The organism is Mastigocoleus testarum BC008 (genome assembly GCF_001456025.1).
Taxonomy (GTDB): Bacteria; Cyanobacteriota; Cyanobacteriia; order Cyanobacteriales; family Nostocaceae; genus Mastigocoleus; species Mastigocoleus testarum.
In genome coordinates this window covers 59060-83341 of sequence record NZ_LMTZ01000106.1, presented here as the reverse complement: position 1 = coordinate 83341, position 24282 = coordinate 59060, and the positions used below count along the sequence as shown (strand labels likewise).

Here is a 24282-nt window from a genome sequence, read left to right as displayed (position 1 = left end):
TCATTATAAAAGCAATTAATAAAAAACAGTCATGACTGCTAGATTCGATGAAACTCTTTTTAGACCACAACCTTTTTTAGAATTGGAAAATCAAGGTCAAAGACTACGATTGGATTTAGAAAAATTAGAACATCGCCTAGGACGGGGTCGTGAATGGGCTGACTTAGATGTTCCAATTGGTTGGGAAGTTGTTTCCCGAAAACAAGCAACTTTACGTAAAGAAGGCGAAGATTACAGAATTTTTGATGGTGACGGTTCTACTCCTAGCCGAAATGGTATCTTTCTAGATCGGGTTAGAATCAATCCGACAGAAGGTTGCGTTCTTAGGGATGGGATACAACTGGAAATTGGCTTATCTCCCCACAATCGCATTACCTTAACTTATTATCACCCCGGTGACCGACCAGTTTCACTCCCTAGTAATCGTCGCTTAGGCTTAAGAAATCTTAAACAATGGCCAGTACAAATAGGTCGAGCCCTCAGGACGGATGATTACTCCTCGATGGAATTGGACGCACCGACTGTTTCTCGCTTACACGCCACAATTTATCCAGATGGTAAAGGTGGACATGTTTTACAAGATTTAAGCACTAACGGTACTTTCGTTGATGGTCAGAGAATATCCAAGCGTTTCCAATTAAGAAATGGAAATCGGATTAATATTGGTCCTTTTACTTTGGCTTATTCTCCAGATTCATTAGAATTACTGGATAGTGGCAGTCAAATTCGTCTTGATGTCGATCGCCTCACACGCAAAGTGAAAATAAAAGGTGGGGCTGAAAAGGCTATTCTTAATGATATTTCGTTAGTTATTGAACCCGGACAGTTAGTGGCTTTAGTGGGGGGTAGCGGTGCGGGTAAATCCACTTTAATGAAATCATTGTTGGGAATAGAACGAGTATCATCAGGTACAGTGTATCTGAATGGAGATAATTTACGCCAAAATTGGGCATTGTATCGCTCGCAAATTGGTTATGTACCTCAGGATGATATTGTCCATCCCGATTTAAGAGTTGAAGAAGTAATTGCTTATGCTTGTAAGTTAAGATTACCCCCCGATACTGATGTTAGACAAATTGTAGAAACAACTTTAGAGCAAATAAAACTGACCCATGTCAGAACTAACTTCATCCGTAATTTAAGTGGCGGACAGCGCAAGCGAGTTAGTATTGGCGTTGAACTTTTAGCCGATCCTAAATTATTCTTTTTGGACGAACCAACTTCCGGTCTCGACCCTGGTTTAGACAAAGAAATGATGCGGTTACTACGAGAACTGGCAGACCAAGGTAGAACAGTTGTGCTGGTTACTCATGCTACTGCAAATATTGAAGTTTGCGATCGCATTACATTTATGGGACGTGGTGGGAAACTATGTTACTTTGGACCGCCAAAGGAAGCCCTAAGCTTTTTTGACATGCCTTCAGAAGATTTAAAATATTTCTCAGATATTTATATAAAACTAGACCAAGGTGGTGCTCCAGCACAGGTAGTCCAGACAGTTAATAATTGGTCCCAGAGATATCATCAATCTCCCCAGTATCAAAAGTATGTTACTAGGCAGCTAAAACCAGGTGAAGAAAGTAAATTTAAAACAGACGATCGAATCCATACGGGGATATCTCCACTCAAGCAGTTATGGTTGCTTTCTAAGCGTTATTTGCAACTAGTTCTTCGGGATCGTTCCAGTATTATATTTTCATTGGTATCAGGTCCAATTGCGATTGCTTTAACGGCTTGGATATTAAAAGACGAAACTCCCTTAAATAAATTAGATCCTGCAGAAATTACTCAAGGACCATTGGCACTGAAGTTACTGTTTATTTTTAGCTGTATTGGTATTTGGGTGGGACTTTCTAGCTCAGTACGAGAAATTGTTAAGGAAGCAGCTATTTACGCCCGAGAAAGGCTGATTAACTTGGGTTTATTTTCTTACTTAGGTTCAAAAGTTCTCATTCGTTCTGGTTTGGTAATCCTGCAGACTCTGTTAGTTACAGCGACGGTGTTAATTGGTTTTAAAGCACCGGAGTATAATCTTATGCCTTGGGCTTTAGGTTTGGGAGTTACGACTTTTTTAACCTTGTTTGCTAGTGTCAGTCTCAGTTTAATGATTTCTGCTGCGGTCAAAAATGAAAATGAGGCTAATAGTATTTTGCCTTTAATTATGATTCCCCAAATAATTCTTTCGGGAGTTTTATTTGAATTAAAAGGAATATCCGCGAAGCTGGGCTGGTTGACAATTAGTCGATGGTCAATGGGTGCTTATGGATCGCTCATTGACGTCAATGACATGATACCTAGCAAAACTCCAGGTGCACCATCTTTTGATGATATATTTACTGCATCTTCTGTATACGATGCTACTTGGAAAAATTTAGGTTTAAACTGGGGTATTTTACTTTTGCACTCCGCAGTCTATTTGATTGTGGCGTTGATTCTACAAAAACGTAAAGATATTGTGTGAATTTGGGAGTCAGGAGTTAGGAGTTAGGAGTCAGAAGCCAGAATTCAGAATTCAGGAGTCAGAAGTCAGGAGTCAGGATTCAGGATTCAGGAGTCAGGAGCCAGAATCAAGAAGAACAAGAATTGACTTCCTAATCCCTAATCCCTAATCCCTAATCCCTAATCCCTAATCCCTAATCCCTAATCCCTTCCTGAATCCACTCCAAATGTTGGGATAACAGCTTTGCTAAATCATATTTTTCTAAGATTGTTTCTCGTGCTTTCGCCCGAATTGAAGACATTTGATTTGGGTGGTCGAGAACTTCTTCTACGCGAGCACAAATTTCCCCAGGTGAGAAGAAGTCTACTAGTAAGCCATTAACACCATCTTCAATTACCTCTGTAACAGGAGCGGTGCTAGAAGCAACTATTAAACAACCTGTAGATAAAGCTTCTAGCATTGACCAAGAAAGCACAAATGGACGAGTTAAATAAACATGAACGGAGGAAGCTTGTAAAACTTGTAGATATTTATTGTAAGGAAGTAAACCTGTAAAGTGAACTCTATTTAAATCTAGGGGTACTTTATTTAACATTAATTGTTTATAGGTTTTGCCATCGGGAAGCTGTTTACCATAAGCAACTCTATCCTCACCAACAATCACTACATGACAATCGGGTCTTTTTTGTTGAAGTAAAGCTATAGTTTGGATAAATTGGGGAAAACCTCTGTACGGTTCCATTCCCCGCGCCACATAAGTGACAATTTCTTTTGTATGGGAAAGGTCAAGATTTATTTCCGGTAAAATTAACTTTGCTCCCGGCTTTGGTTGAAAATATGTTGTGTCGATGCCATCATGGCACACAGTAATTTTACTATGATATTCTGACGGAAATTGTTGACGTTGCCAATAAGTAGGAGAAAGACCGCGATCGCAACTGTAAAGGTCTATGAGAATCGGAGCATTTTTGATCCGAATTCGGGCTTCACTATCTGCATTTAATGGATCTGTAGGGTCAAAATCGGCATCCGAGCCATGTGCGTGATAAAACCATTCAAAATAAGATAATAACTTCGCTTGAGGAAAAATATCTTTAATAAATAAAGTGGGACCCCAACCAGAATGACCGTAAACAAGATCTGGAATAAAATTCTTTTTTTTGAGTTCTTCGGCTAAACGGTAGACAGCTTGACCTTGAAGAACAGCTTTTTCTAACGGTTGGACATAATGATGTGTTTCGGGTCGCACTTCTCGTGAAGGGCTATAGATTGCTTTATAAACATCTTTTATAGAACCATCACGACGGTTAGTACCAAAAATAACTTGATTATTAGAATCTGAAGCTAATTTTGCCGCTAAATGGCGAAATTGAGCTGGAAAATTAGGATGTAAAAATAAAATACGCATAAACTTGATTTAGCAAAAACTAATCAGTTTGCCAAGTAAACTAGTTTACATTAACTTTTGTCGATTGTTTGGTGGTCTAATATTCTTCTTATCCCCCGAGGAAAATTGTAAAAAAATTGAGAAAGTATTTTGTGTTGGTTAAAATTCCCCAAATCCTTTCTAGTTAATAAGTAGAGATAGTTTAATATTTTTTTTAATATTTTTTTGATAAAGAGAGTTGATTTTCTAAAGTAATAATACCTTGTTCGATAAAATACAAGTATTATGCTCTAAAACTAAATATAAATACTAGATAAATGTTAACAATAAAGATACTTGTCATACTCAGGAGTTCCATCAGTATATTTATATCGATTGCGAGTAAATTAACCTAATATTCGCATCCTAATTCCCTCGCTTAGAAAGTCTGATTAATTGTGTAGATTATTTAGTTTGATGTGAAGAATTTAATATCTATAGCAGGGGGATTAATTATTTGAATTGTTTTTATACATTAGTTTTGAATTAAAGTTAGTGTAATTACTATGTTTGCAACTGTATTAATTAAGTCACTGTATGAAGTTGATTTGTAAATTAATTCTTATATCAATCTTTATAAAAATATGGTGTTTCAGTAATGTAGCTTTGTTATTGTATGGCTTAGCTTAATTAGAACAAAAGAGATTGAGGACTGATCCAAGACCTCTTTTTTGATAGTTATTTTGAAGTTATAAGATTTTTACCAAATTTTGATTGATGCGTTGATTTGGTAGAAGTTAAGCCGAATTAATGGGATTTTTGTTTTTTGTCTCTCCCTCACACAATACAACCCATCGTAGTTCACAACTAATTATTAAAGGTTTTTAAATTGAATATGAATAAAATTACCGGAAACAGAAATTCCAATATTATCTTCGGTACTCTACAAAATGATTTGATTAGAGGTTTAGGAGGAGCAGACAGAATTTTTGGTTTTGATGGAAATGATATTCTCATCGGTGAGAACAGTACTGACATTTACGAAGCCGATCCTCAAGGGGGAGGGAATGATTTCCTCGATGGAGGTAAAGGAGACGACTCGCTATTTGGGATCAACGGTGATGACTTTTTAATTGGTGGTGAAGGTGATGATTCTCTCGATGGTGGTTTAGGGGACGATACCCTCATGGGAGGAGAAGGTGATGACACTCTTTTAGGTGGTGAAACCTTCCTCACCAGTGGGAATAATACCTTTTACGGTGGTGCTGGTAACGATCTGATTCAAGCTACATTCTTCGGTGATGATTTCGCCCGTGGTGGAGAAGGTAACGATACAATATTCGGCGGAGAAGGTGGTAATGATACCTTGATGGGTGGTAGTGGAGATGATTCTATTACTGGTGGTAGTAATAGATTCTCTGGAGAAGATAACGATAGTCTCATGGGTGGAAGTGGAAATGACACCATCTCTGGGGCTGAGGGAAATGACACCATCAAAGGTGGAAGAGATGATGATTCCTTAGATGGAGGTTTTGGTAACGATCTAATTTACGGTGAAGCTGGAAATGATTTTCTGTTTGGTGATGTTGGTAATGACATCCTTGATGGTGGTTTAGGCGATGATACCCTCAATGGTGGTTTAGGCGATGATACTTTAATTGGGGGCGGGGGTAGCGATCGCTTTGAATTTGCTTCGAATGATGGATTAGGTTTCAACAAAGAAGTTTTTGGAATGACCGACATTAAAGACTTTAGTTCGGGGATCGATACAATTAGTTTGTCCCGTGAAACTTTTGCACTCGCGAGTTTAGAAGACGATTTATTGTCGCCAAGTGAATTTGCATTAGTGACAGATGATGCAGGTGTGGGTAGTAGTGATGCTTCGATTGTTTACAGCATGGCTACAGGAAACTTATTTTACAACCAAAATGGTAGTGACCTCGGTTTGGGAACTGGGGGACAATTCGCCAATTTGGAAGGTATTCCAGAATTGAGTAATACAGATTTTAATTTGATTTAAATTTGGTAATTAGCAGCTTTCTGGAGCGCATTGCTATTCTTAACGGGGAAGCACAAATCTGGAGCTATGGTAGGAGGGTATCCTGAAAAATTGCTCCACGTTGAATTAGATCAATCTGCATTTGTTCAGAAATGCCAGGGTTCTTTCCAAGTCTGGCATTTTCAACCTTGGCACGGTTGAGGTTGGCATTTCTAAGGTCTGCACGGTTGAGGTCAGTACGGTTGAGGTTAGAACTTCTGAGGTCGCTTCCACTAAGGTTGGCACTCATGAGGGTAGCTCCACTAAGGTTGGCACTCATGAGGTTGGCACTACTAAGGTTGGCACTACTAAGGTTAGCACCACTGAAGTATGTAGCACCAAGGTTGGCACCACTGAGGTTGGCACCACTAAGGTTGGCACCACTAAGGATGGCACTCATGAGATTGGTATTCATGAAGTTTGCTTCCACAAGAATGGCACTCATGAGGTTGGCTTCTATGAGGTTTGCTCCTGTGAGGATTACACTCATGAGGTTTGCTTCTATGAGGTTAGAGCGGTTGAGTTTGGCTTCTGTGAGGTTGGAGCGGTTGAGTTTTGCACCCCTGAGTTTGGCACCCCTGAGGTCAGCACTCTTTAGGTCAGCATTCCTGAGGTTAGCACTACTGAGGTTGGCACCCATGAGGTTAGCACTACTGAGGTTGGCACCCATNTTTGCACCCCTGAGTTTGGCACCCCTGAGGTCAGCACTCTTTAGGTCAGCATTCCTGAGGTTAGCACTACTGAGGTTGGCACCCATGAGGTTAGCACTACTGAGGTTGGCACCCATGAGATCGATACTCCTGAGGTCAGCATTCCTCAGGCTGGTATTACTGAGATTGGCTTCTATGAGGTCGGCACCACTAAGATGAGCATTACTTAGTTTGGCTTCTGTGAGGTCGGCACCACTAAGATGAGCACTACTTAGTTTGGTTTCTATGAGCTTGGCACCACTGAGGTTAGCTTCTATGAGGTTGGCTTCTGTGAGGTTGGCAGCATTGAGATTCGCACGCTTGAGATTCGCACCACTAAGGTTAGCTTCTACGAGATTAGCACCCTGGAGATTAGCACCACTGAGGTTAGCTTCTATGAGGTTGGCACCACTGAGGTTAGCTTCTATGAGGTTGGAACCACTGAAGTCTCGCCTATAAACTGGCTGATTAAGAATTTCCCAGACTAAACGCCATTTACTATCAAGTTTTGTCGTAGAGTCGACGATTGTATGGCTGAGGATGGTGTTACTGAGATTGGCACCACTGAGATTAGCACCACTGAGATTGGCACCACTGAGATTGGCACCACTGAGATTGGCACCACTGAGATTGGCACCACTGATATTAGCACGGTTGAGATTAGAACCACTGAGATTAGCACCACTGAGATTGGTCTCACTGAGGTTAGTACGTTTGAGATTGGCACCACTGAGGTTAACACGGTTGAGATTGGCACCACTGAGGTTAAAACGATTGAGATTGGCACCACTGAGGTTAGTACCAGTTAGGTCTTGTCTATAAGCACCATTTTCAATGATTTCTTGAACTGAACGAGATTTATTATCAATTTCAGTATTCTCTTGATTTGAGGTTTGAGTAAAGCCGGTTTTTAAATTTTTTATGTCAGCCCTCTTACCATTCTCAGCAATGGTAAATACTAATCGTTTTTTATCACCTTTAGAATTCCCCGCATCTAAAAAATTCACATTCTCAGTAGGGATATCTAATACTTGAGTAAGTTTTTTTAATTTGAATAGTTGCTCAACCATCTTAAGTCCTTCTTGAGAACCTTCTAAAATTAATCTGATACTGTCTTCGTCAACGCCAACAATTTTTATAGAAGGATCTCCAACAAGTTTTCGCAAACTTACTTCGACCGCTTTTAATGTTGCTATATTAATTTTATTTTTTTCAAAACTGGTATTGATATAAGATGCTAGATTATTTTTATCTAACTCTCCGTTTCTATCCTGTTCATAACGCGAGTTAAGACCAATTATTACACTAGCTTCATCTAATTTCATTATTTTCCCAATAGCTTTTAAGCTGGTATTTCCAGGATTTATATTTTGTGCAGCATCAATTAAATTTTCAATCCAGTTCTCTTTATAAGCTATCTTTATTAAGTTAAATATTATGTCCTGTAGTTTGTTAGTGTCTGTAGCGATTTCATCCAGGTTTTTATTTAACTCAAAGGCTAACATTCGCTTCAGTGAAGCTTTGCTAGGGAAAGCTTCAATAAAAATATGTTGTAATTCTTTGTACCTTTGATCGGATAAATCAAGATTCATCCCGTCAACCCCCTACTCTTTTGATAAGCAAACTCATCACCCTGGTTGGCACTTCTCAAGTAAGCGTCAACTAATCAATATTAATCAATATTTTAGACGATAAATGCTGATAAAATGATAATAAATCTGAAAGATAGTTACAACAAAAAAATCTTCTAACAACAATTATCAGATTAATCAAGCTTTAAGAAATGAGAATCATTATTTTAGGTATAAGCGCCCCAGGAAGGAAAGTAAAAATTCAAAATATAACCTGCGGTTACGCTGAGAACGCGCTGCGCAAACGCTAACAAAAGTCAAAAGTATAAAATTCCTTGCAATGCAATGAAACTATCATATTTTGGGCTATAACTAAAACCTTTGCGATGTAAGTCTTTAAAAGTTTGCAAGTTAGGAGATTGAAATAGACCGCTTTACGATTTATTAAGGACATGTTGATTTCTGTGTTCAACAATTTGCTTAAAAAAATGATGATAAGTAATATTAAAAAAATTAAAAAAACAAATAAAAATGATTACTATATTTTGATTATTTCAGGACTTACGCAAAACATACATAATTATGTCATTAATTTAGTGGTTTGGGCTGTTGGGTTTCGCTAAGTGCACACCCAACATACCAGATTCAAAACTTATAGCAATTTGGAAAAAGAATGGGACAAGTAGATTTTTGCTGAGACCTTCAATTAAACTTATCTACCAATAAGTACATTGCAATTATTTGTTGGTTTGGTATTAAATGAAACCCTAATGTTTGAAAATGTTACTTGTTCTTTTCAAAGGGCAATACATTCGGTTCAAACGTTTCATCCTCTCCATCGTCTGAATCAATTGACTCTTCCTCAGTTCCTTCGCTATCTGAATAATTTCCGGCTTGGTTGTCGTCATCCTCTTCAATTAATGTTTCTAAATTTACAATTACATCAGTCGATGCTGGTTTGCGAACTAAAGGAAATATGGCTTCTTCTAAAGACAACTCCGCTTCATAGGGTTCCCTGACCGTATCGAATAGTTTTTCTGCTTCTTCAAAATCGATCGCAAAACTGTGGGAAGGATAGTTGTAAATTAAATCCTTAATTACTTCGATTCCCTGGGGTTTTAATCTTTGTCCGTAGGCTAAAGCGATATTCATTAGTCTATTCATCTCGCCAACTCTTAGGGGATCTATCTGACTGGAGATGGGAGACAATAGTTCGACAGCCATGGAACTTGCAATATCTGCAGCTGTTTTAGTTGTTATAGCCGCTTGAGAACTGGAAATAATATCTAAAAAATAACTCTCAAACATTTCAAAAGCTTGAGAACTAATTACAGATAATGCTTGCTGTATATCTAAACCTGACTCGCTGCGAAAATCATCATCTTTAGTAACTTGAATATCAAGCGGACCCAATTCGCCGAAATCGGACATAACAATTTCATCCGCTCCTAAGGCTAGTAAAGTTCCAGCACTTTTACAGTAACCAAATACAAATAAAGTAAAGTGCTTATATTTTCTCTTTAAATAACGCGCAACTCTAAAAGCCGCATCTGGATCCCCACCATAGGTGGTCATAATTAAGGCAACGTTATTTCTTTTAGGTATAGTTTGCTTTATTTCGTTAATTAATTTATCAGCATTTACATCAGAAATTGCTGCACTATAGAGAAAAATATCAGCTTCAAGTTCTGAGGTAATTTCTTGAACGGAGTTTGCTAACAGTAGTTTTTGTATCATTTAGTTGATGTGTATAAATACTGATACTTGAATACAGTTAAAATACTGATTCTAAAATTATTACGAAATCATTTTTAAACTTAAAGTCAGAAATCATACAATCATCTTTCTATTTACCTGCTTACTGGCAAATTTTGGAAAGTATAAATTCTAGAAAGTACAGATTCTGGAAATTACAAATTTTGGAAATTAAGAGTTTTGGAAATTAAGAAGATCATCTTGGGAAAGAATTTTGCAATCTGGAACACTGAGATAAAAATGAATGTACAATTTCCCAGGGTCTTATAATTAAATCTTTCCCCCGAGAAATTTTCCCTTCTAAAATTCGTTAACCATGTCCGAAGAAGATATTCGAGCCACAAGGCTAGAGAAAGTCGAAAAACTGCGTCAGTTAGGGATGAATCCCTATGCTTATAATTGGAAATCTAGCGATTGCGCGGCGCTATTACAAGAAAATTTTGCCGATTTAGGTAAAGGTGAAGAAGTTAATTTAGAAGTTTCCATTGCCGGACGCATTATGGCACGTCGGGTTTTTGGTAAGCTAGCATTCTTCACTTTACAAGACGAAACTGGCACAATTCAGCTTTATCTGGAGAAAAAACGTATTTCCGAAAGCATGGCTGAAATTGATGCTAATGCTTTTAATAATCTGAAAAATCTTACAGATGTCGGCGACATTCTGGGAGTTAAAGGAACAATTAAACGCACTGAAAAGGGCGAATTATCTATTTATGTTAAAGAATATGCCATTCTTACCAAATCTTTGTTGCCTCTACCAGATAAATGGCATGGTTTAACAGATGTTTCTAAACGTTATCGTCAACGTTATGTAGATTTAATTGTTAATCCTGAAGTACGGCAAACTTTTCGTCGTCGCGCTCAAATTACTGCAGGTATTCGTCGCTATTTAGAAGAGCAGAATTTTATTGAAATTGAAACCCCAGTTCTCCAAAGTGAGGCTGGAGGTGCAGATGCACGTCCATTTGTTACCTACCATAACACCTTAGAAATGGATTTGTATTTGCGTATCGCCACGGAGTTACACCTGAAAAGGTTGATCGTCGGTGGTTTTGAAAGAGTTTTTGAATTGGGAAGAATTTTCCGCAACGAAGGAATTTCCACTCGCCATAATCCAGAATTTACTTCTATCGAGGTTTACCAAGCCTACGCTGATTACAATGATATGATGGCGCTTACCGAAGGAATTATTACTACGGTTGCCCAAGAAACACTCTACACTTTGAAGATTACCTACCAGGGACAAGAAATTGATTTGACTCCTCCTTGGCGACGGGTAACAATGCACGATCTAGTTAAAGAAAATACTGGATTAGATTTCCAAGAATTTAGTACCTTGGAAGAAGCCAAAGCTGCATGTAAAACAGCGGGAATTGAAGGGGTAGAAGATTGCCCATCAATTGGTAAGTTATTAAATGAAGCCTTCGAACAAAAAGCGGAAGAAAAATTAATTCAGCCCACCTTCGTAGTGGACTACCCCGTAGAAATATCACCTTTATCTAAGCCCCACCGCTCTAAACCCGGATTGGTAGAACGTTTTGAGTTATTTATAGTCGGACGGGAAACCGCTAATAGTTTCTCTGAGTTGACAGATCCGATCGATCAACGCCAACGCCTTGAGGAACAAGCAGCCAGAAAAGCCGCTGGAGATTTAGAAGCCCAAGGTGTTGATGAAGATTTCCTCACAGCTTTAGAGTATGGAATGCCACCCACTGGTGGTTTAGGTATTGGTATTGACAGATTGGTGATGCTGTTAAACGATTGTGCCAGTATTCGTGATGCGATCGCTTTCCCCCTACTCAAGCCAGAAAAATCAGGAACAGAAGAATTAAACCCTGATAAACCTGAGTGATATGAAATTTGGGGTGCGTTAGTTATACCTAACGCACTGCTCTCAAATTGATTCTTTAATTAATTCTCCAATTGACTGTCAAACTTATACGATTCAGTAGCAAAAAACACAAGGACAATAAATTTATTCAGGGAATGAGGTAAATTAATTTTTGTTAGCAAAAGATATTAAAAAAAGATTAAAAAAACTCATAAAAGAAGCATCCCTTGTCGATCCGAATTTGGAGAAACGATTGATTGAAATCGACCGTTGGGTTGGAGATATAAAAACAGGTTCCTTGACTGCAAAAAGATTCTTGATTTTGTTTTTGGAGCAAATAATAAGGGATGCTGAAGCTTGGCTAAAATTTAAATCTTTACCTTCTCAAGAAGAGCGAAGAGCAGCTTTAGAGGCGCTAAATCCAACCTTAAAATATTGGTACAACTACTTGTTTCCCCAATGGTTAAACCATAAAGATCCCAAATTTTATATTTGGCGAAGAAAACTTATGGCTGGGAAATTTGAGCAAAAAGATGAAGATTTAATAGCTTCAGCGATTGAGGAAATTCAACTTCGTGGCGGGACAGTAGTCAAACGTTATGTAATAGACCTTTCAATGTCTACTGATATAATAGTCAGTGCTGGGCAGGAAAGTTCATTGTGCGTCCAATTGACCACTCTCAATCAAGAATTTTGTCAAGAAAAATCTAATGATTGGGAAAGTACTCTACGTTTTTGGAGCATAGAACGGGGGTTATTTCTAAGTTACAATCCTGGAGAACCTAATTTTGTGAATAGGATCGCTAACATAACTCTTTACAACAGTAATAATCTTAAGATTGGGGTTTATCTCAGGTTTAATCTGTGAAAAGTTTTAATGTAATATATTTATAAATGACTTTTTATCAATTTTATTCTCGAGATTATTAAAAAAAGTTTCTTCAGAAACATAAAATTTAAAATTTAGGAGTCAGAATGAATGAAGGATGAAGTATTCATTCGTAATAGGCAGTCTCAGTTTCCTTTTAGAAGGTAGTGTTAATAAAATTCAGTAGAAAACTAAAGATAGTCTGTTACAAATAGTGCGCGTAAACATACTTGTTTCATTTTAAGTAAGTAGCTATACAAACCAGCATATTTATGCTTCCAATAAATAAATTTTTTTTTAGCGAGCGGGTCTCCAAATCAAAATGAAAAACAACTGTTTTGATTCCGTGTGTTTCTGCTAGTTAAAGCTGTGACTTTGAATGTTTATAGAGTCATTGAGTACATAATCATAAATCTTTGCAGAATTTTGGTGAGGAACCAAATGGGGAGTTTTGCTTGATGTTTACACAACCTTACAAATTCCAGTTTTGGGTTCTCTTTAAAGTTAAATTATCAAAACTGGATGGGTTACTCTGACTTGTTGACTAATAATTCCTTCATGTTGTTATATTTAGCACTGTAAAATTACTTATATTCCGGCAGGTATCATATAAAACGTAAACCTTAGACAGGACGGATTGCTATTGTTGTATTCCAAAAGTTTTACTCAAAATTTTTTTTACTTAACACATTGAATTTCAAGATCATCGACTATATGAACTTACGTATTAGGTGAATGTATTTGTAAAAATTACGGTATTTACTATTTCTCACATGAGATACTTTCAGTTTACGAAATAATCTTGTTTCAAGATGAAGATTAACAGCAGAATCACTAATGCTTAGCACCTCGTTAACTGAGTTCCCAACTCTGAAAACTTTAAGTCTTTTTCCGTTACTTAGATTGAATCTTTCTTCGTTAAGTGCTCCTAAAAAACTAAGTCACCATGCTCAAAAATAACCCAACTGGCTGTCAAGAGAGATTAGAAGATTTTTTACAAGCTGTAGAATCAGCCCAAAAACTACAGAATGACATCATTAAATATGGTCTTGAAGCTGCTCATTTTTATGTTGAGGACTTAGATGGAGACTGGCTGGAAAAATGGAGCGAAGATGAAGAAGAACAAAATATTACAGAACATATTACGAATTTCCTAGAAAGTGGGGATCCAGTTGCTGTCAAATTATGGGAAAGAATTGGGGATAAACCTCTGACAAAGATAGTCTCTGAATTAGAGAGGTGTTTAAGTTTTTCGAAAAGAGCAGAGCAAATTTTTGCAATCAAAGATTTCTTGTTGCACAATTCGAAAGCAGGAAGAAACAATTCAACTGCTAATGATGGATATGATTTAGTGAATCTAGTAAATTTAGCAGAAGAATTACTAGAGAAATTGACAGATATTTTGGATTGATTATTAACAAATCAGAAATATTGTAGAAATTAGGATATCTCAAATTTAGTATTTGGATTTATGGGCGTACAAAAATTTGAATGTACCAAAATTTTAACTGGTTAATTTTTTTGGAAAGTGAGCTATTTTGCTCGCCCTTTCCTCCCTTGGGAGAGGTTAGGAGAAGGTTATATTCCACCCCACACCTCCACACTAGTAGGAAGTTGGACTTGCAAGCTAACTTTCCAGAATTTTTATCAACTACAAATCCTAAATCCGGATAGATATCGATCAATAAAGATGCTTAAAATTTATTTTTTCCAAGTGTTTTTATCTTGTGAAAATAGCAATGGTGGGAAAAACCCACCTTCATAGCAAAGATTAATTTGCCATTTCAGCCATCTCAATAACACGCCTTTCATAGTCTTTTACTAAAAAATTTAAAGGCTTGCGGCTGCGAATCTTAAACTTCAAACCCCGCATTTCCACCCGCAATAAAATCATTTCTAAGCATTCGCGGTCGAAACAAACGTGACGCTGCTGATTTTTGTTACCCAAACTGGCTCCCGTAATCACATGTAGCTGAGTGTTTTTCTTCAGCTGATACCACAGTCCTTCTGCAGCATTATTTGTGCGATTGTATGTGGGAGTACTTCCCAAATAAAGCGGATCTATTCCAGTCGCACCAATGGTTTGTTCGTAATTGTAGTAATAATGTAAAGGTACTTCCGCCGCAGGTAAATCCAGTAAACCTTCATACAACTGTCGGGCTATTTCTAAATCCGATACCATCACCGTGTGCACCTTTGGAGCGCTGGTGAGAAACATCCACATTGCACCGGCATATGCTGCCAGTAACATGACCATTATCCCCTGAGTGGAGAAAAGACTATCTAATGGTAAAGAAGGTAAAAAGGAACCTATAGTAAATGGCTGAAGCAGGAACGATATCACACTAGCTGCTATAAACATGAAAACATTAAAAATTGTATAACGGAGCTACTTTTCGTTTTGCAAATTTCGACTTAAATTTAAGTCTGTATTCTATAGTGTATCAATTGCCTGCTAAGTCTTGCTGTTAACTACGAGCTGTTAATGCTAAGCAAGATACTTTACCATCTAACATAAATAAGCCACTACCCTTATATTACCAATATATTCGAACTAGGATCGTGCAAATACCAAGTTTTTCTGAAGCCAATCATCCATTAGTGAAATCATTATTCCATCACAGTGATTTGGAACTGTTAAATCTGTTTGTTGCTCATCCGGATGCTGGTAAATACTTTACTGCGATTTTTTGCCGCTATAGCCCTATAGTCTATACATTAATTCGACATTCGGCACGTTCTCCAGTGCAAGCAGATTACTTGTTTGCTTTGACCTGGCGGAATATTTATTACCAGTTGGGCGGTTTGGACTTAAATGTTTCTAAACCCGAGCAGGAAGGTATGACTTTGCAGAATTGGCTAATAGATATGACTGCTTACTCTATCAATGAAACAGAATTACCCCCCACGGAAGCGATTCACTACTCGATTAAAGATACTTCTCCACCACTTTGGTGTTATGTCGAACAAGCATTAGAACAACTATCGCCCAAACTTAGATTAATTTTACTGATGGCACAAACTTTCCACTGGAGCGAGACTAGAATTGCTGCTTATTTGCAAGCAGAAGGAGAAGAAATTTCCCCACCAGAAGTAAATAATTTACTTAGAGAAGGATACTCTTTATTGGAAGAAAAATTACCATTAGATATTCGCAACATCTACCTGAGCGAAACTTAAAATCTAGTGGCAAATAACAGTGGAACTTAATCAATTTTGTTTTTCAATATTTTTTTAATAACTTTCTTTTAATTACTTCCTTTTAACTACTTTTTTCCGATTACTTTTTTAATACTTTTTTAAATTATTCAAACCTGCATTATTGTGGGAATATTTTATGAAAAACTTATTTTTCAAACATCTATTTTGGGAATATCTCTTTTCTTGTGCTGGGGAGAATAATAAATTTCAAGAATCACCCCGTAAAGGTCAAAAAAGTAGAGGTCAAATAAAAATCGAAAACATCATATTATTGACCTGCAAGATTTTGCTTGTGAGTATTTTTTTTGTTCCTGTGACAGTGAATGCAGTTGAAGTAACAGAACAACTTCATGGTTCATCCTATGTAAAAAATTCATCTCAATTACGCGAGGAAGCTGATCGACAGGTAAGTTTAGCTCGACGGGAATTAAAACAAGGAAAAACAGACTCAGCAGTAAATTTACTATTACAGGCTTTAGAAATTTATCATTTCACTGGAGACATAAAGGCTCAAGGTTTAGTTTACGATTTATTGGGTAAAAGCTATGTAAAATTAGGTCGTTCTAAACAAGCCGAAAATGCTATTCGCCGGCGTTTAGCGATCGCTCGCGATCTCAAAGACTTTCGCTCTCAAATTTTTGCATTAAATAACATCGGTACTTTATTGATGCAAAAAGGCGATTTTAATCCCGCACTTCAAACTTTTATAGAAGCCCTCAACATTGCTCGTGAGATTGAAAGTCTTGAAGGTCAAGGACTTTCTTTAAGCAATGTAGGTTTAGCAAATTTTCGTTTGGGAAATCATAACCAAGCCATGGAGCTTTATGAAAATGCATTAAACTTTCGCCGTCAAGCTAGGGACTCCCTCGGAGAAGCAAATACTCTCAATCATTTAGGGGATGCTTACCTCTTAGTCGATAATTATCAACAGACCATTGCTACTTACGGTGCAGCACTACGGATTGCAAAAACTATCAGCGACCGCTCAAATGAATTACGTGCGATGGATGGGCTAATAACTGCTCATAGTTCCGTGAAGCGTTATGACCGGGCTTTTGAATTGCTTGAAAGACGTTTGAGTATAGCGAAGAAACTCAACAATATTCGGGAAGAGTTGAAATCATTTGAATCTTACGCCAAATTGTACGAGCAAATGGGTCAATATTCTACAGCTCGTAATTTTTACGAAAGAGCTATTTTACTTGCAAAAACCTTGGAAGATAGCAGAGAAGAGTTATTGTTACTCGACAAAATTACCCGTATCAGCAAACGCTGATCGAAAGCTTTTCTGAATTTAACTACTTGCTAATTCTAGAGACGTGTTACTGCGTCTCTATTTCTATAAATGCATTACTTGATACAAGAAAATCACTACATTCATCTATTGTTAATTATGAATATTAAATATTTTTGGTGAAATTCAAAAAAGTTAATTTAATGATAACTCTTGGATAAATCTTAATTTGATGTGGACGTTTAAGTAATTACCATTACATAATTATGTAGAAATTAATTTAATAACACTTTCTTATAATGACGATTAAAAAAATATAAACTATAATTTAATTTCGATTTCCAAGGAAAATAACTTTTTAATTTCAGCCACGTGGCATAGGCTGTGCTCTACCTAGAAAATACTCAGTAATTTGTGTTCCCTATTAACCTATGCCTGTCAATATTTTTGATGCGAGCTTTTATCGCTCTGCTAACCCAAGCTTAGAAAGTTTGAGTGATAATGACCTATGGTCTCACTTTCAAAACCATGGTTTAGAAGCAGATTTATCCTTTTCCCTCTTAGTAAATTTAGACTTTTATCGAGCTAACAACAGTGACTTGAGTCACTTTAGCAATAAAGATGCTTTTGAACATTTGCAAAACTACGGAATTTCAGAAGGGCGTCAATTTTCTGAATTATGGGATTTGAATTTTTATCGCCAAAATAATACTGATTTAACTTTTTTTAGTAATGAACAATTATTTCAGCATCTGCAAAATTATGGTGTTGCAGAAGGACGGAGATTTTCTCAGTTTTTTGATGTTAATTACTATTTAGCCAATAATCCGGATTTATTAACAGAGTTTGGTAAGGATAAATCAGCGTTACTACAACATTTTGTGATTTATGGCTTGGATGAAGGACGTAGATTTTCAGTTGCATTTGACCCTAATTTTTACCGCCATAATAACCCAGACTTAGCAAATGCAAGTCTTACTAACCAGCAACTTTTAGAACACTTTCGGATTTATGGTTTGAGTGAAGGTCGAGCTTCATCGGAATCATTTGATGTGAAACGTTATTTAGGTTTCAATTCTGACCTTGGAAGAGATAACTTAAACTATCAAATGGCCTACGAACACTTTATCACCGATGGTTTGACTGAAGGTCGTATGGCAAGTAACCACATTTTCGAGGATTCTGCAGGAGACACTATCGATACTTCTCGCCATATTTTACTCGGTCACAATTCAGTTACATGGAGAGAGGCTGTTAGTAGTAATGATAGGAAAGATATCTATAAATTCACCTTAGAAGAAGCAAGTAATGAGTTCAATCTGACACTTAACGGTTTAAAACATAATGCAGGTGTAAATTTGCGTAATACTAGTGGTGAAATTGTTGCTGGTGTGAACAATCCAGGAACAATGGGAGAATCACTCATCATTGATCATTTAGGTGCTGGTACTTTTTATATAGAGGTCTATTTCGAGCCTGAAGGTGGCTCTACAAATTACAATTTGAGCTTATCTGCAACACCCAATAGATCGGAACCTACTGCGTCAGAAACTCCTATTCCACAGACTCCAATACCCACTGGTAGTAATGACGAATTTATCCAAGAAGTTTTAAGACTAACAAATCAGGAACGTACTAAATTTGCCTTAGAGCCATTAGTTTTGGGTACAGAATTGAGTCAAATTTCTCAAAATCATAGTTTGGATATGGCTATTAATGACTTTTTTAGTCATAAAAGTCCCGACGGTTCTTCTGCTGTTGAACGAGCAGAAGCACAAGGCTATCTATATCCCTACATTGGAGAAAACATTGCTGCAGGATATTCTACACCTGAAGCTGTTGTTGCAGCCTGGATGAATAGTCCCGGACATCGTCGAAATATCCTTAATCCGTATTACGAAGAAATAGGTATTGGTTACTACTACTTAGAAAATGACACTGGTAATGTCAACTATAGAGACTATTGGACTCAGAATTTCAGTACGCAAGTTACTTCTTAACCAGATCAAAGTTTATACATTCTTAAGCGCAAGTTTCACTAGCCCACAGTAAAACCGAAGGTAATGACGTACCTTAATTTTTTCACAACGCAAATTTGATCGGTAAGCGTGTAGGTTAGGATATTATATTTTTCCTAAAAGGGAAGCGGGAACAGGAAACAATAAATGTCCTAACCTAAAACTGTAGCGCTATATTTCATTCTGCTCTTCCCTGGGTTAATTAACTGTTAGGAGGGAATGGCACGCTCGTTAAGACTCAAACCTTGAACTGATGAGGGGTGTGGGAGGTGTGGGGAGTGTGGGAGGTGTGGGAAGCGTGCCATTCAGTTTTGTGCAACAATCCTCATTAATTAAACTCCCCTCTCTCCCCTCTCTACCCCCTCTTCCCGAATAGCAAGGCTTTCACCCCGCGCCTAGCGGCGAACAACTTTTCTTAGTGCCATTCCGGTTGGGAGGTTATATCCCAATACGGTTACCGTTAAGCATTTTCGTCAACCCAACCTACTTTAATTTTGAGATTTAGTATATCCTACACCTCAGTACAGGTAGGACGTGGGGCTTACACCGAGCAAGCTAAACACTTAAAAATCAAGATTCGGGAATTATCGGTAAATAAACAGTAAAGGTTGTACCCTGATTCAGAGTACTTTCAACTTGAATTTGACCGTGATGATACTCCACAATCGCTTGGGCGATCGCTAATCCTAATCCCGAACCTGTATCAGCTCCAATATGTTTATTACTCGAGTGATGAACGCGTGCTGGATCTACCCGATAAAAACGATTAAATAACCTGGGTAAAGCCTCTGGAGGAATACCTACTCCATTATCACTGACTTTCACTTCCAATTGAGGATAACGATCGCGCAATCCAGATACTCGATGGTTCGATTCTAGACGCATTAGCTCTACTTGGACTTTTCCTGTACTATCAGTATATTGCAAAGCATTGCTAATTAAATTAGTAAATAGCCGTACTAGTTGTTCCCAATTAGCCCTCAAAGAGAACCAGTCATCCGGTAATTCAAAATCACTTTCGCTAATGGGAGGTTCTATCAACTCCAAAGTCAAAGAAATATTTTTTTCTGCTGCTAATAGTTGTTGTTCTTCAACTAATTCAATTAATAATACATCCAAGGGACAGAAAGAAAAAGTATTTTTATTGATACCGCTATCTTGTCTCGCAAGAAATAACAAATCGTTAACTAATTTTCCCAGCCTTTTTGTCAGTCTTTCGATAACTTTTAATTGTTGGCGATAATTTCGATCTACCAAGTTATCTGATTCTGTTAAATCTAGATCTGTAAGTGCAACTTGAACATTAGTTTGAATTAGAGCAATCGGACTTCTTAATTCGTGGGAAGCATCAGCAGTAAACTGCTTGAGACGTTGATATGATTCTCCCACAGGCTCCATTGCTTTTCCAGCCAAAAACCAACCACTAGCAGCAACAGAAAGTAACATCAAAGCACTACCTCCAGCCAAATCAAATATTAGTTGATGACTGGGTTTCGTTACTTCAAACCAAGGATGACTAACACGTAAATAACCTAAAACTTGTCTTCCTATTTCTACTCTTTCAGTTACTTGTCGAAGTAAAATATTGTAATTACAGTCTACTGAAATATCACTGCAATCTGAACTACTATTGGGTCTAATTACCCGGACAGTTTCACCATCACGATTAGCATGAATTGGAATATCTAAAGGTTCTGAGAAAGTAGACCAAAGTAATTTACCATTAGGACTAAACCACTCCAAATCGATGCGGTCGTCTTCCACTGAATCAGCATTATTGCGAAAGCTGGCTTCAGGGTTAACACGCAATTGATTGTATTTACTGTTGCCTAGACTTACTGATTCTATAACTAGCGATCGCTCTACTACTTCGACTACATGATTTAAAGTGTCATCGATTCGCTCTACTAAGGTCGAGCGAACGTACAAATAAACACCACTTGCAAAAAGTAATAAAAGTACTGCTGTAATAGCTGTATACCAAAGTGCTAGACGACGCCGAGTTGCTTGGAACATATTCTTGGAGGGCTTGGTATTTTTACTGGTAGATCGCTCAATGTAAATGGGAAATAATTATCTCAAAATTATTGAATATGCCTTTTTGGGTCCAATAAGATAGGTGTTATCTACATAGGGGTATATAAGCCTATATGTTTACTTAAGTATTAATACTAATTATTTTTCGATTTAGTTAACTAATAATTCCATATTCTTACTGAAGTAATCTTTTAGTTACAGAGGTTAAATTCTTTATGTAACTCCTCAGCAGGGGAGATTTGTAATACTAATAACTGGACATGTATTTTTTGACACTTTTTACTTTGGTTTTTGAGTAAATTCATAACGGTGCTCAATTATGAATTTATATTTGCATCTTGATTGCATAATGTATATGTGGGGCTACAAACTTTAACCCGAAAATTCTACTTTTTCTCCTTAATAGTTGCATTTATTACCAAAAGAATAATTAAAATATATTTTTTGACTAAAAAGCTATCTTATACAGAATTAATACCATATATATCTTTAGTTTATCTCATTCTTGTAAGGTTAAGATTTGCGGTTAAACGCCCCATAAACATGTATTTATCGCAGATTGCAAAAATGTAAATTACATCATCAATAATAACTCCACATAAATATTAGATGCTATGAATTATAAGTAATTTTTTGCAACTCAATTATGGGATAAACATTAAAGTATTTAGCTTAATTAATTAAGGAGGTGATATACCTATCTAGAAATTTAATATTGTAATAAATCTCATATTTGCAAAAATAATTCGACCCTCGACTCTCGGGATTACCAGGGAATCTAAAAACAAAAATTAATTAGCATAATCCAATTAGTTTTGAAGATTGGGAAAAAGAGAGTTAATCAAACTTCCAACATTTACACCACAAAACTGAAGGAAAATTTTAATGAAAACCAAATTTTTAGCAATTATTGCTGCTAGCTTGAGTGCAGTTGGTAGCATTGTAATAGGTGCGCCTGCAAATGCAGTAGAGCAAGAGGTCAATGTTGAAATCACTATTCAACCGACAATGTTCTTGCGGACTTTTGAAAATATCAGTTTGGATATTACTCAAGGAGATTTGGGAGCAAATGACAAAGATTTTGACCCAACTAACAATACAACTGATGGGAATACCAACCTTACTGTAGCCCCAAGACCATCTCTTGCTGATGGAAATCAATTATCAGCGGTACCAAAACAAGTTAAAGAACTCTACGCCGTTTGGGCTAATAGTGGTACAAATGTTGATGTGACCATTGAAGCAACTCAAGACACATTGACAAGCACTACAGATACTGCATCTACTGCAACAATCACTAGCGTTACACCCACTCAACCTAATGGAAGTCCAACTGCAACCACACCTTTGGTTGGTGGTGCTGACTTTGTATTTGATCTGACAAATGCTAGGGCTACTGGAACATATAGCGGAGGTATGGTTAGAGTGAAAGCAGAAGCACAACTCTAATCCAGATCCAATTACAAATTATTCGGGTGCAGGCGTTTCGCCTGCTTCCAGTAATATTTCAAATCAGGTTATCCCTGTAAAAAGAAAATTCAAAGTAATCAGAAGACTCCACAAACTCTCTCAAACAGAGTTGAGAGCGAGGAAAATTTAATGACAAGTATTTAATACGGACACAATACTCATCCAAACACAATATTATTTTCCCTTCCCAATACTACTTTCAAAGAAATATCTGCAACATAAATTTTAAATACCATGAGTTGCCAACTCAATTTGAGATACTACTGGTTGATGGTTATGGCACTTTTAGTCATACCTCAATTACAAGTTACGGCGCAAACATCACCACCACCAGATCCTAGCAGTGATTACGAATTATCTTTTAGCTCCGAACCTGTAAATATTTCTCCTTTAAGACCTCAAGATATTTTACCAAGCCAGAGCGGAACTGCAAGTACTCAAGGACAGTTACTAGTAGCTCCCTCATTTAATGAAGTAATTTCCCGCGAGCTACCACAACTTTGGCGAATGCGAGTTCCAACTGAAGATGTACCCGACTTAGTAGCCCAATACACAATTACAACTTCTAATGAAAATGGCAATCCTTTTCTGAGTGTAACCCTGGAACCGTTAGACATTAGGGAAGTATCTAACGACCCTAATACCAGCACAAGTGTAGTAGAAGGAGGCGTACGCCTGCTGTTTGGGGATGCATTTAAAACTGGGAATGCAGGTAGTTACCAAGGACAAATATCAGTATGCGTCAAACGCAACGATAGTGGTTGTTTGTAAAAGGTATTCCTAAAATATTTTGTTCGATCTGTGAGGAGTATAAAGGTTCAAATGTTACATAAATTCAAAAGTATTGGTTTAAGTTTGATTGCACTTTTAACACTTGGGATTGAGAGCGTCGATGGAATTGAGGTTAGTGTTAGTCCCCCTCGTTTTGAAATTCCCATTGGTGGTAAAAAGCGTTCACAGTCCCTCAAAATTAAAAATTTTGACGATAAGCCAGTACAAATGAAGGCTAATATCCGCTCGTGGACTCTGGACAAAAATAGCAAATTACAAGAAATAGAATCCACCGAGCAGACTTTAGACCAAGCAATTATTTTTACCCCTTCTAGATTTACTATTCCCCCTGGTGGCGAACAAACAATTCGCTTTGCTATTCGTCCCAAAGTTAAACTGGCTCCTGGAGAACATCGAGCGATCATCAACCTTGAAGAAATTCCACGACAAAATAAAAACCGGAATCCAAACTCTTTAATTACTGTTGCTAGCATGGGGGTAGTTATTTATGCTTATTCTGGTGAAATAAAAAGAGTTGGCATTCTTAATTCTGTAAACTTAGATACTAATTCCAATGGTTTGACAACAGCGGTTTTTGATATTTCCAGTCAAGGAAATGCCCATGTGCGTATGAATGGACAGTATGCTATTTGGGAAGCAGCTAAGTATCCAGGTTCAGAAGTAACTAAAAATATACCAGGTTTAGATAAATCAAAAATAAAATTACCGGCTAATGTCTTAGCTGCAGGAAAAATTAAAATCAAGCCTGTTTTAGCTACAACCCGTCGTCAGCAGATACTTCCAGTAGCAAAGAAATTACCACCAGGAAAATACATTTTAGACATTAATGGTGATTTAAGTGGAATTCCTATTGATAAGGGTATTCCTTTCACTGTTCCGCCTTTATCTAATACTTCTAAGTCCGTAAATAAAAAGTTTTGATTCTATTTATAAGAAGACTTAAAGATACTTTTATTCTGAGATATTTAAAAA

The 24282-nt window shown here is 37.1% G+C and carries 17 protein-coding genes; 12 read left to right on the top strand and 5 right to left on the bottom strand.

Going from position 1 to position 24282, the window contains the following annotated elements:
* Positions 1-31: 31 nt before the first annotated feature.
* Positions 32-2461 (top strand): ATP-binding cassette domain-containing protein, encoded by a 2430-nt coding sequence (locus tag BC008_RS25395; RefSeq protein WP_027843422.1) that lies wholly within the window; start codon positions 32-34, stop codon positions 2459-2461.
* Complete coding sequence (locus tag BC008_RS49675) at positions 2454-2609, top strand: hypothetical protein (RefSeq protein WP_161938159.1); 156 nt, start codon at positions 2454-2456, stop codon at positions 2607-2609. The genes BC008_RS25395 and BC008_RS49675 overlap by 8 nt, the downstream gene beginning before the upstream one ends.
* Positions 2610-2633: 24 nt before the next feature.
* Here BC008_RS49675 and BC008_RS25390 read toward each other — a convergent pair whose 3' ends face one another.
* Positions 2634-3848 (bottom strand): glycosyltransferase family 4 protein, encoded by a 1215-nt coding sequence (locus BC008_RS25390; protein ID WP_027846666.1) that lies wholly within the window; start codon positions 3846-3848, stop codon positions 2634-2636.
* 853 nt (positions 3849-4701) lie between these two features.
* Between BC008_RS25390 and BC008_RS25385 the strand changes: the two genes are divergently transcribed.
* Positions 4702-5826, top strand: coding sequence for a calcium-binding protein (locus tag BC008_RS25385; protein ID WP_058184004.1), 1125 nt, complete (start codon positions 4702-4704; stop codon positions 5824-5826).
* A gap of 64 nt (positions 5827-5890) precedes the next feature.
* Here the strand turns inward: BC008_RS25385 and BC008_RS25380 are convergent, their stop codons facing one another.
* The gene (locus BC008_RS25380; protein WP_058184003.1) at positions 5891-8125 is read right to left on the bottom strand and encodes a pentapeptide repeat-containing protein; all 2235 of its coding nucleotides are present in this window, start codon (positions 8123-8125) and stop codon (positions 5891-5893) included.
* A gap of 762 nt (positions 8126-8887) precedes the next feature.
* Complete coding sequence (locus tag BC008_RS25375) at positions 8888-9841, bottom strand: SDH family Clp fold serine proteinase (RefSeq protein WP_058184002.1); 954 nt, start codon at positions 9839-9841, stop codon at positions 8888-8890.
* Between the two features lie 334 nt (positions 9842-10175).
* Here BC008_RS25375 and lysS point away from each other — a divergent pair, with 334 nt between their 5' ends.
* From lysS to BC008_RS25360, 3 genes are all read left to right on the top strand, one after another.
* Positions 10176-11711 (top strand): lysine--tRNA ligase, encoded by a 1536-nt coding sequence (gene lysS, locus BC008_RS25370; protein WP_027841440.1) that lies wholly within the window; start codon positions 10176-10178, stop codon positions 11709-11711.
* Between the two features lie 151 nt (positions 11712-11862).
* The gene (locus BC008_RS25365; RefSeq protein ID WP_027841441.1) at positions 11863-12558 is read left to right on the top strand and encodes a hypothetical protein; all 696 of its coding nucleotides are present in this window, start codon (positions 11863-11865) and stop codon (positions 12556-12558) included.
* Between the two features lie 946 nt (positions 12559-13504).
* On the top strand, positions 13505-13969 hold the full coding sequence (locus BC008_RS25360; protein ID WP_027841442.1) for a hypothetical protein: 465 nt from the start codon (positions 13505-13507) through the stop codon (positions 13967-13969).
* Between the two features lie 360 nt (positions 13970-14329).
* Here BC008_RS25360 and BC008_RS25355 read toward each other — a convergent pair whose 3' ends face one another.
* Entirely contained in the window at positions 14330-14920 is a 591-nt protein-coding gene (locus BC008_RS25355; RefSeq protein WP_027841443.1) for a hypothetical protein, read from the bottom strand.
* A 200-nt stretch (positions 14921-15120) separates the two neighbouring features.
* On the opposite strand from BC008_RS25355, the gene BC008_RS25350 reads away from it, so the two are divergent.
* The 3 genes from BC008_RS25350 to BC008_RS51530 all read left to right on the top strand — a co-directional run bounded on the left by BC008_RS25350 (position 15121) and on the right by BC008_RS51530 (position 18993).
* The gene (locus BC008_RS25350) at positions 15121-15738 is read left to right on the top strand and encodes an RNA polymerase sigma factor (RefSeq protein WP_027841444.1); all 618 of its coding nucleotides are present in this window, start codon (positions 15121-15123) and stop codon (positions 15736-15738) included.
* Positions 15739-15895: 157 nt separating this feature from the next.
* Positions 15896-17035 (top strand): tetratricopeptide repeat protein, encoded by a 1140-nt coding sequence (locus BC008_RS25345; RefSeq protein ID WP_082650628.1) that lies wholly within the window; start codon positions 15896-15898, stop codon positions 17033-17035.
* Positions 17036-17424: 389 nt separating this feature from the next.
* Positions 17425-18993 carry a CAP domain-containing protein gene (locus BC008_RS51530; protein ID WP_235595938.1) on the top strand — a complete coding sequence of 523 codons (1569 nt, stop codon included), beginning with the start codon at positions 17425-17427 and terminating at the stop codon, positions 18991-18993.
* 588 nt (positions 18994-19581) lie between these two features.
* Here BC008_RS51530 and BC008_RS25335 read toward each other — a convergent pair.
* Positions 19582-21027, bottom strand: coding sequence for a sensor histidine kinase (locus BC008_RS25335; RefSeq protein ID WP_027841447.1), 1446 nt, complete (start codon positions 21025-21027; stop codon positions 19582-19584).
* Positions 21028-21933: 906 nt separating this feature from the next.
* Between BC008_RS25335 and BC008_RS25330 the strand changes: the two genes are divergently transcribed.
* From BC008_RS25330 to BC008_RS25320, 3 genes are all read left to right on the top strand, one after another.
* The gene (locus BC008_RS25330) at positions 21934-22497 is read left to right on the top strand and encodes a hypothetical protein (protein WP_027841448.1); all 564 of its coding nucleotides are present in this window, start codon (positions 21934-21936) and stop codon (positions 22495-22497) included.
* A gap of 255 nt (positions 22498-22752) precedes the next feature.
* Entirely contained in the window at positions 22753-23289 is a 537-nt protein-coding gene (locus BC008_RS25325; RefSeq protein ID WP_161938158.1) for a hypothetical protein, read from the top strand.
* Positions 23290-23340: 51 nt separating this feature from the next.
* Positions 23341-24231, top strand: coding sequence for a fimbrial biogenesis chaperone (locus tag BC008_RS25320; protein WP_027841449.1), 891 nt, complete (start codon positions 23341-23343; stop codon positions 24229-24231).
* The last annotated feature ends 51 nt before the right edge of the window (positions 24232-24282 follow it).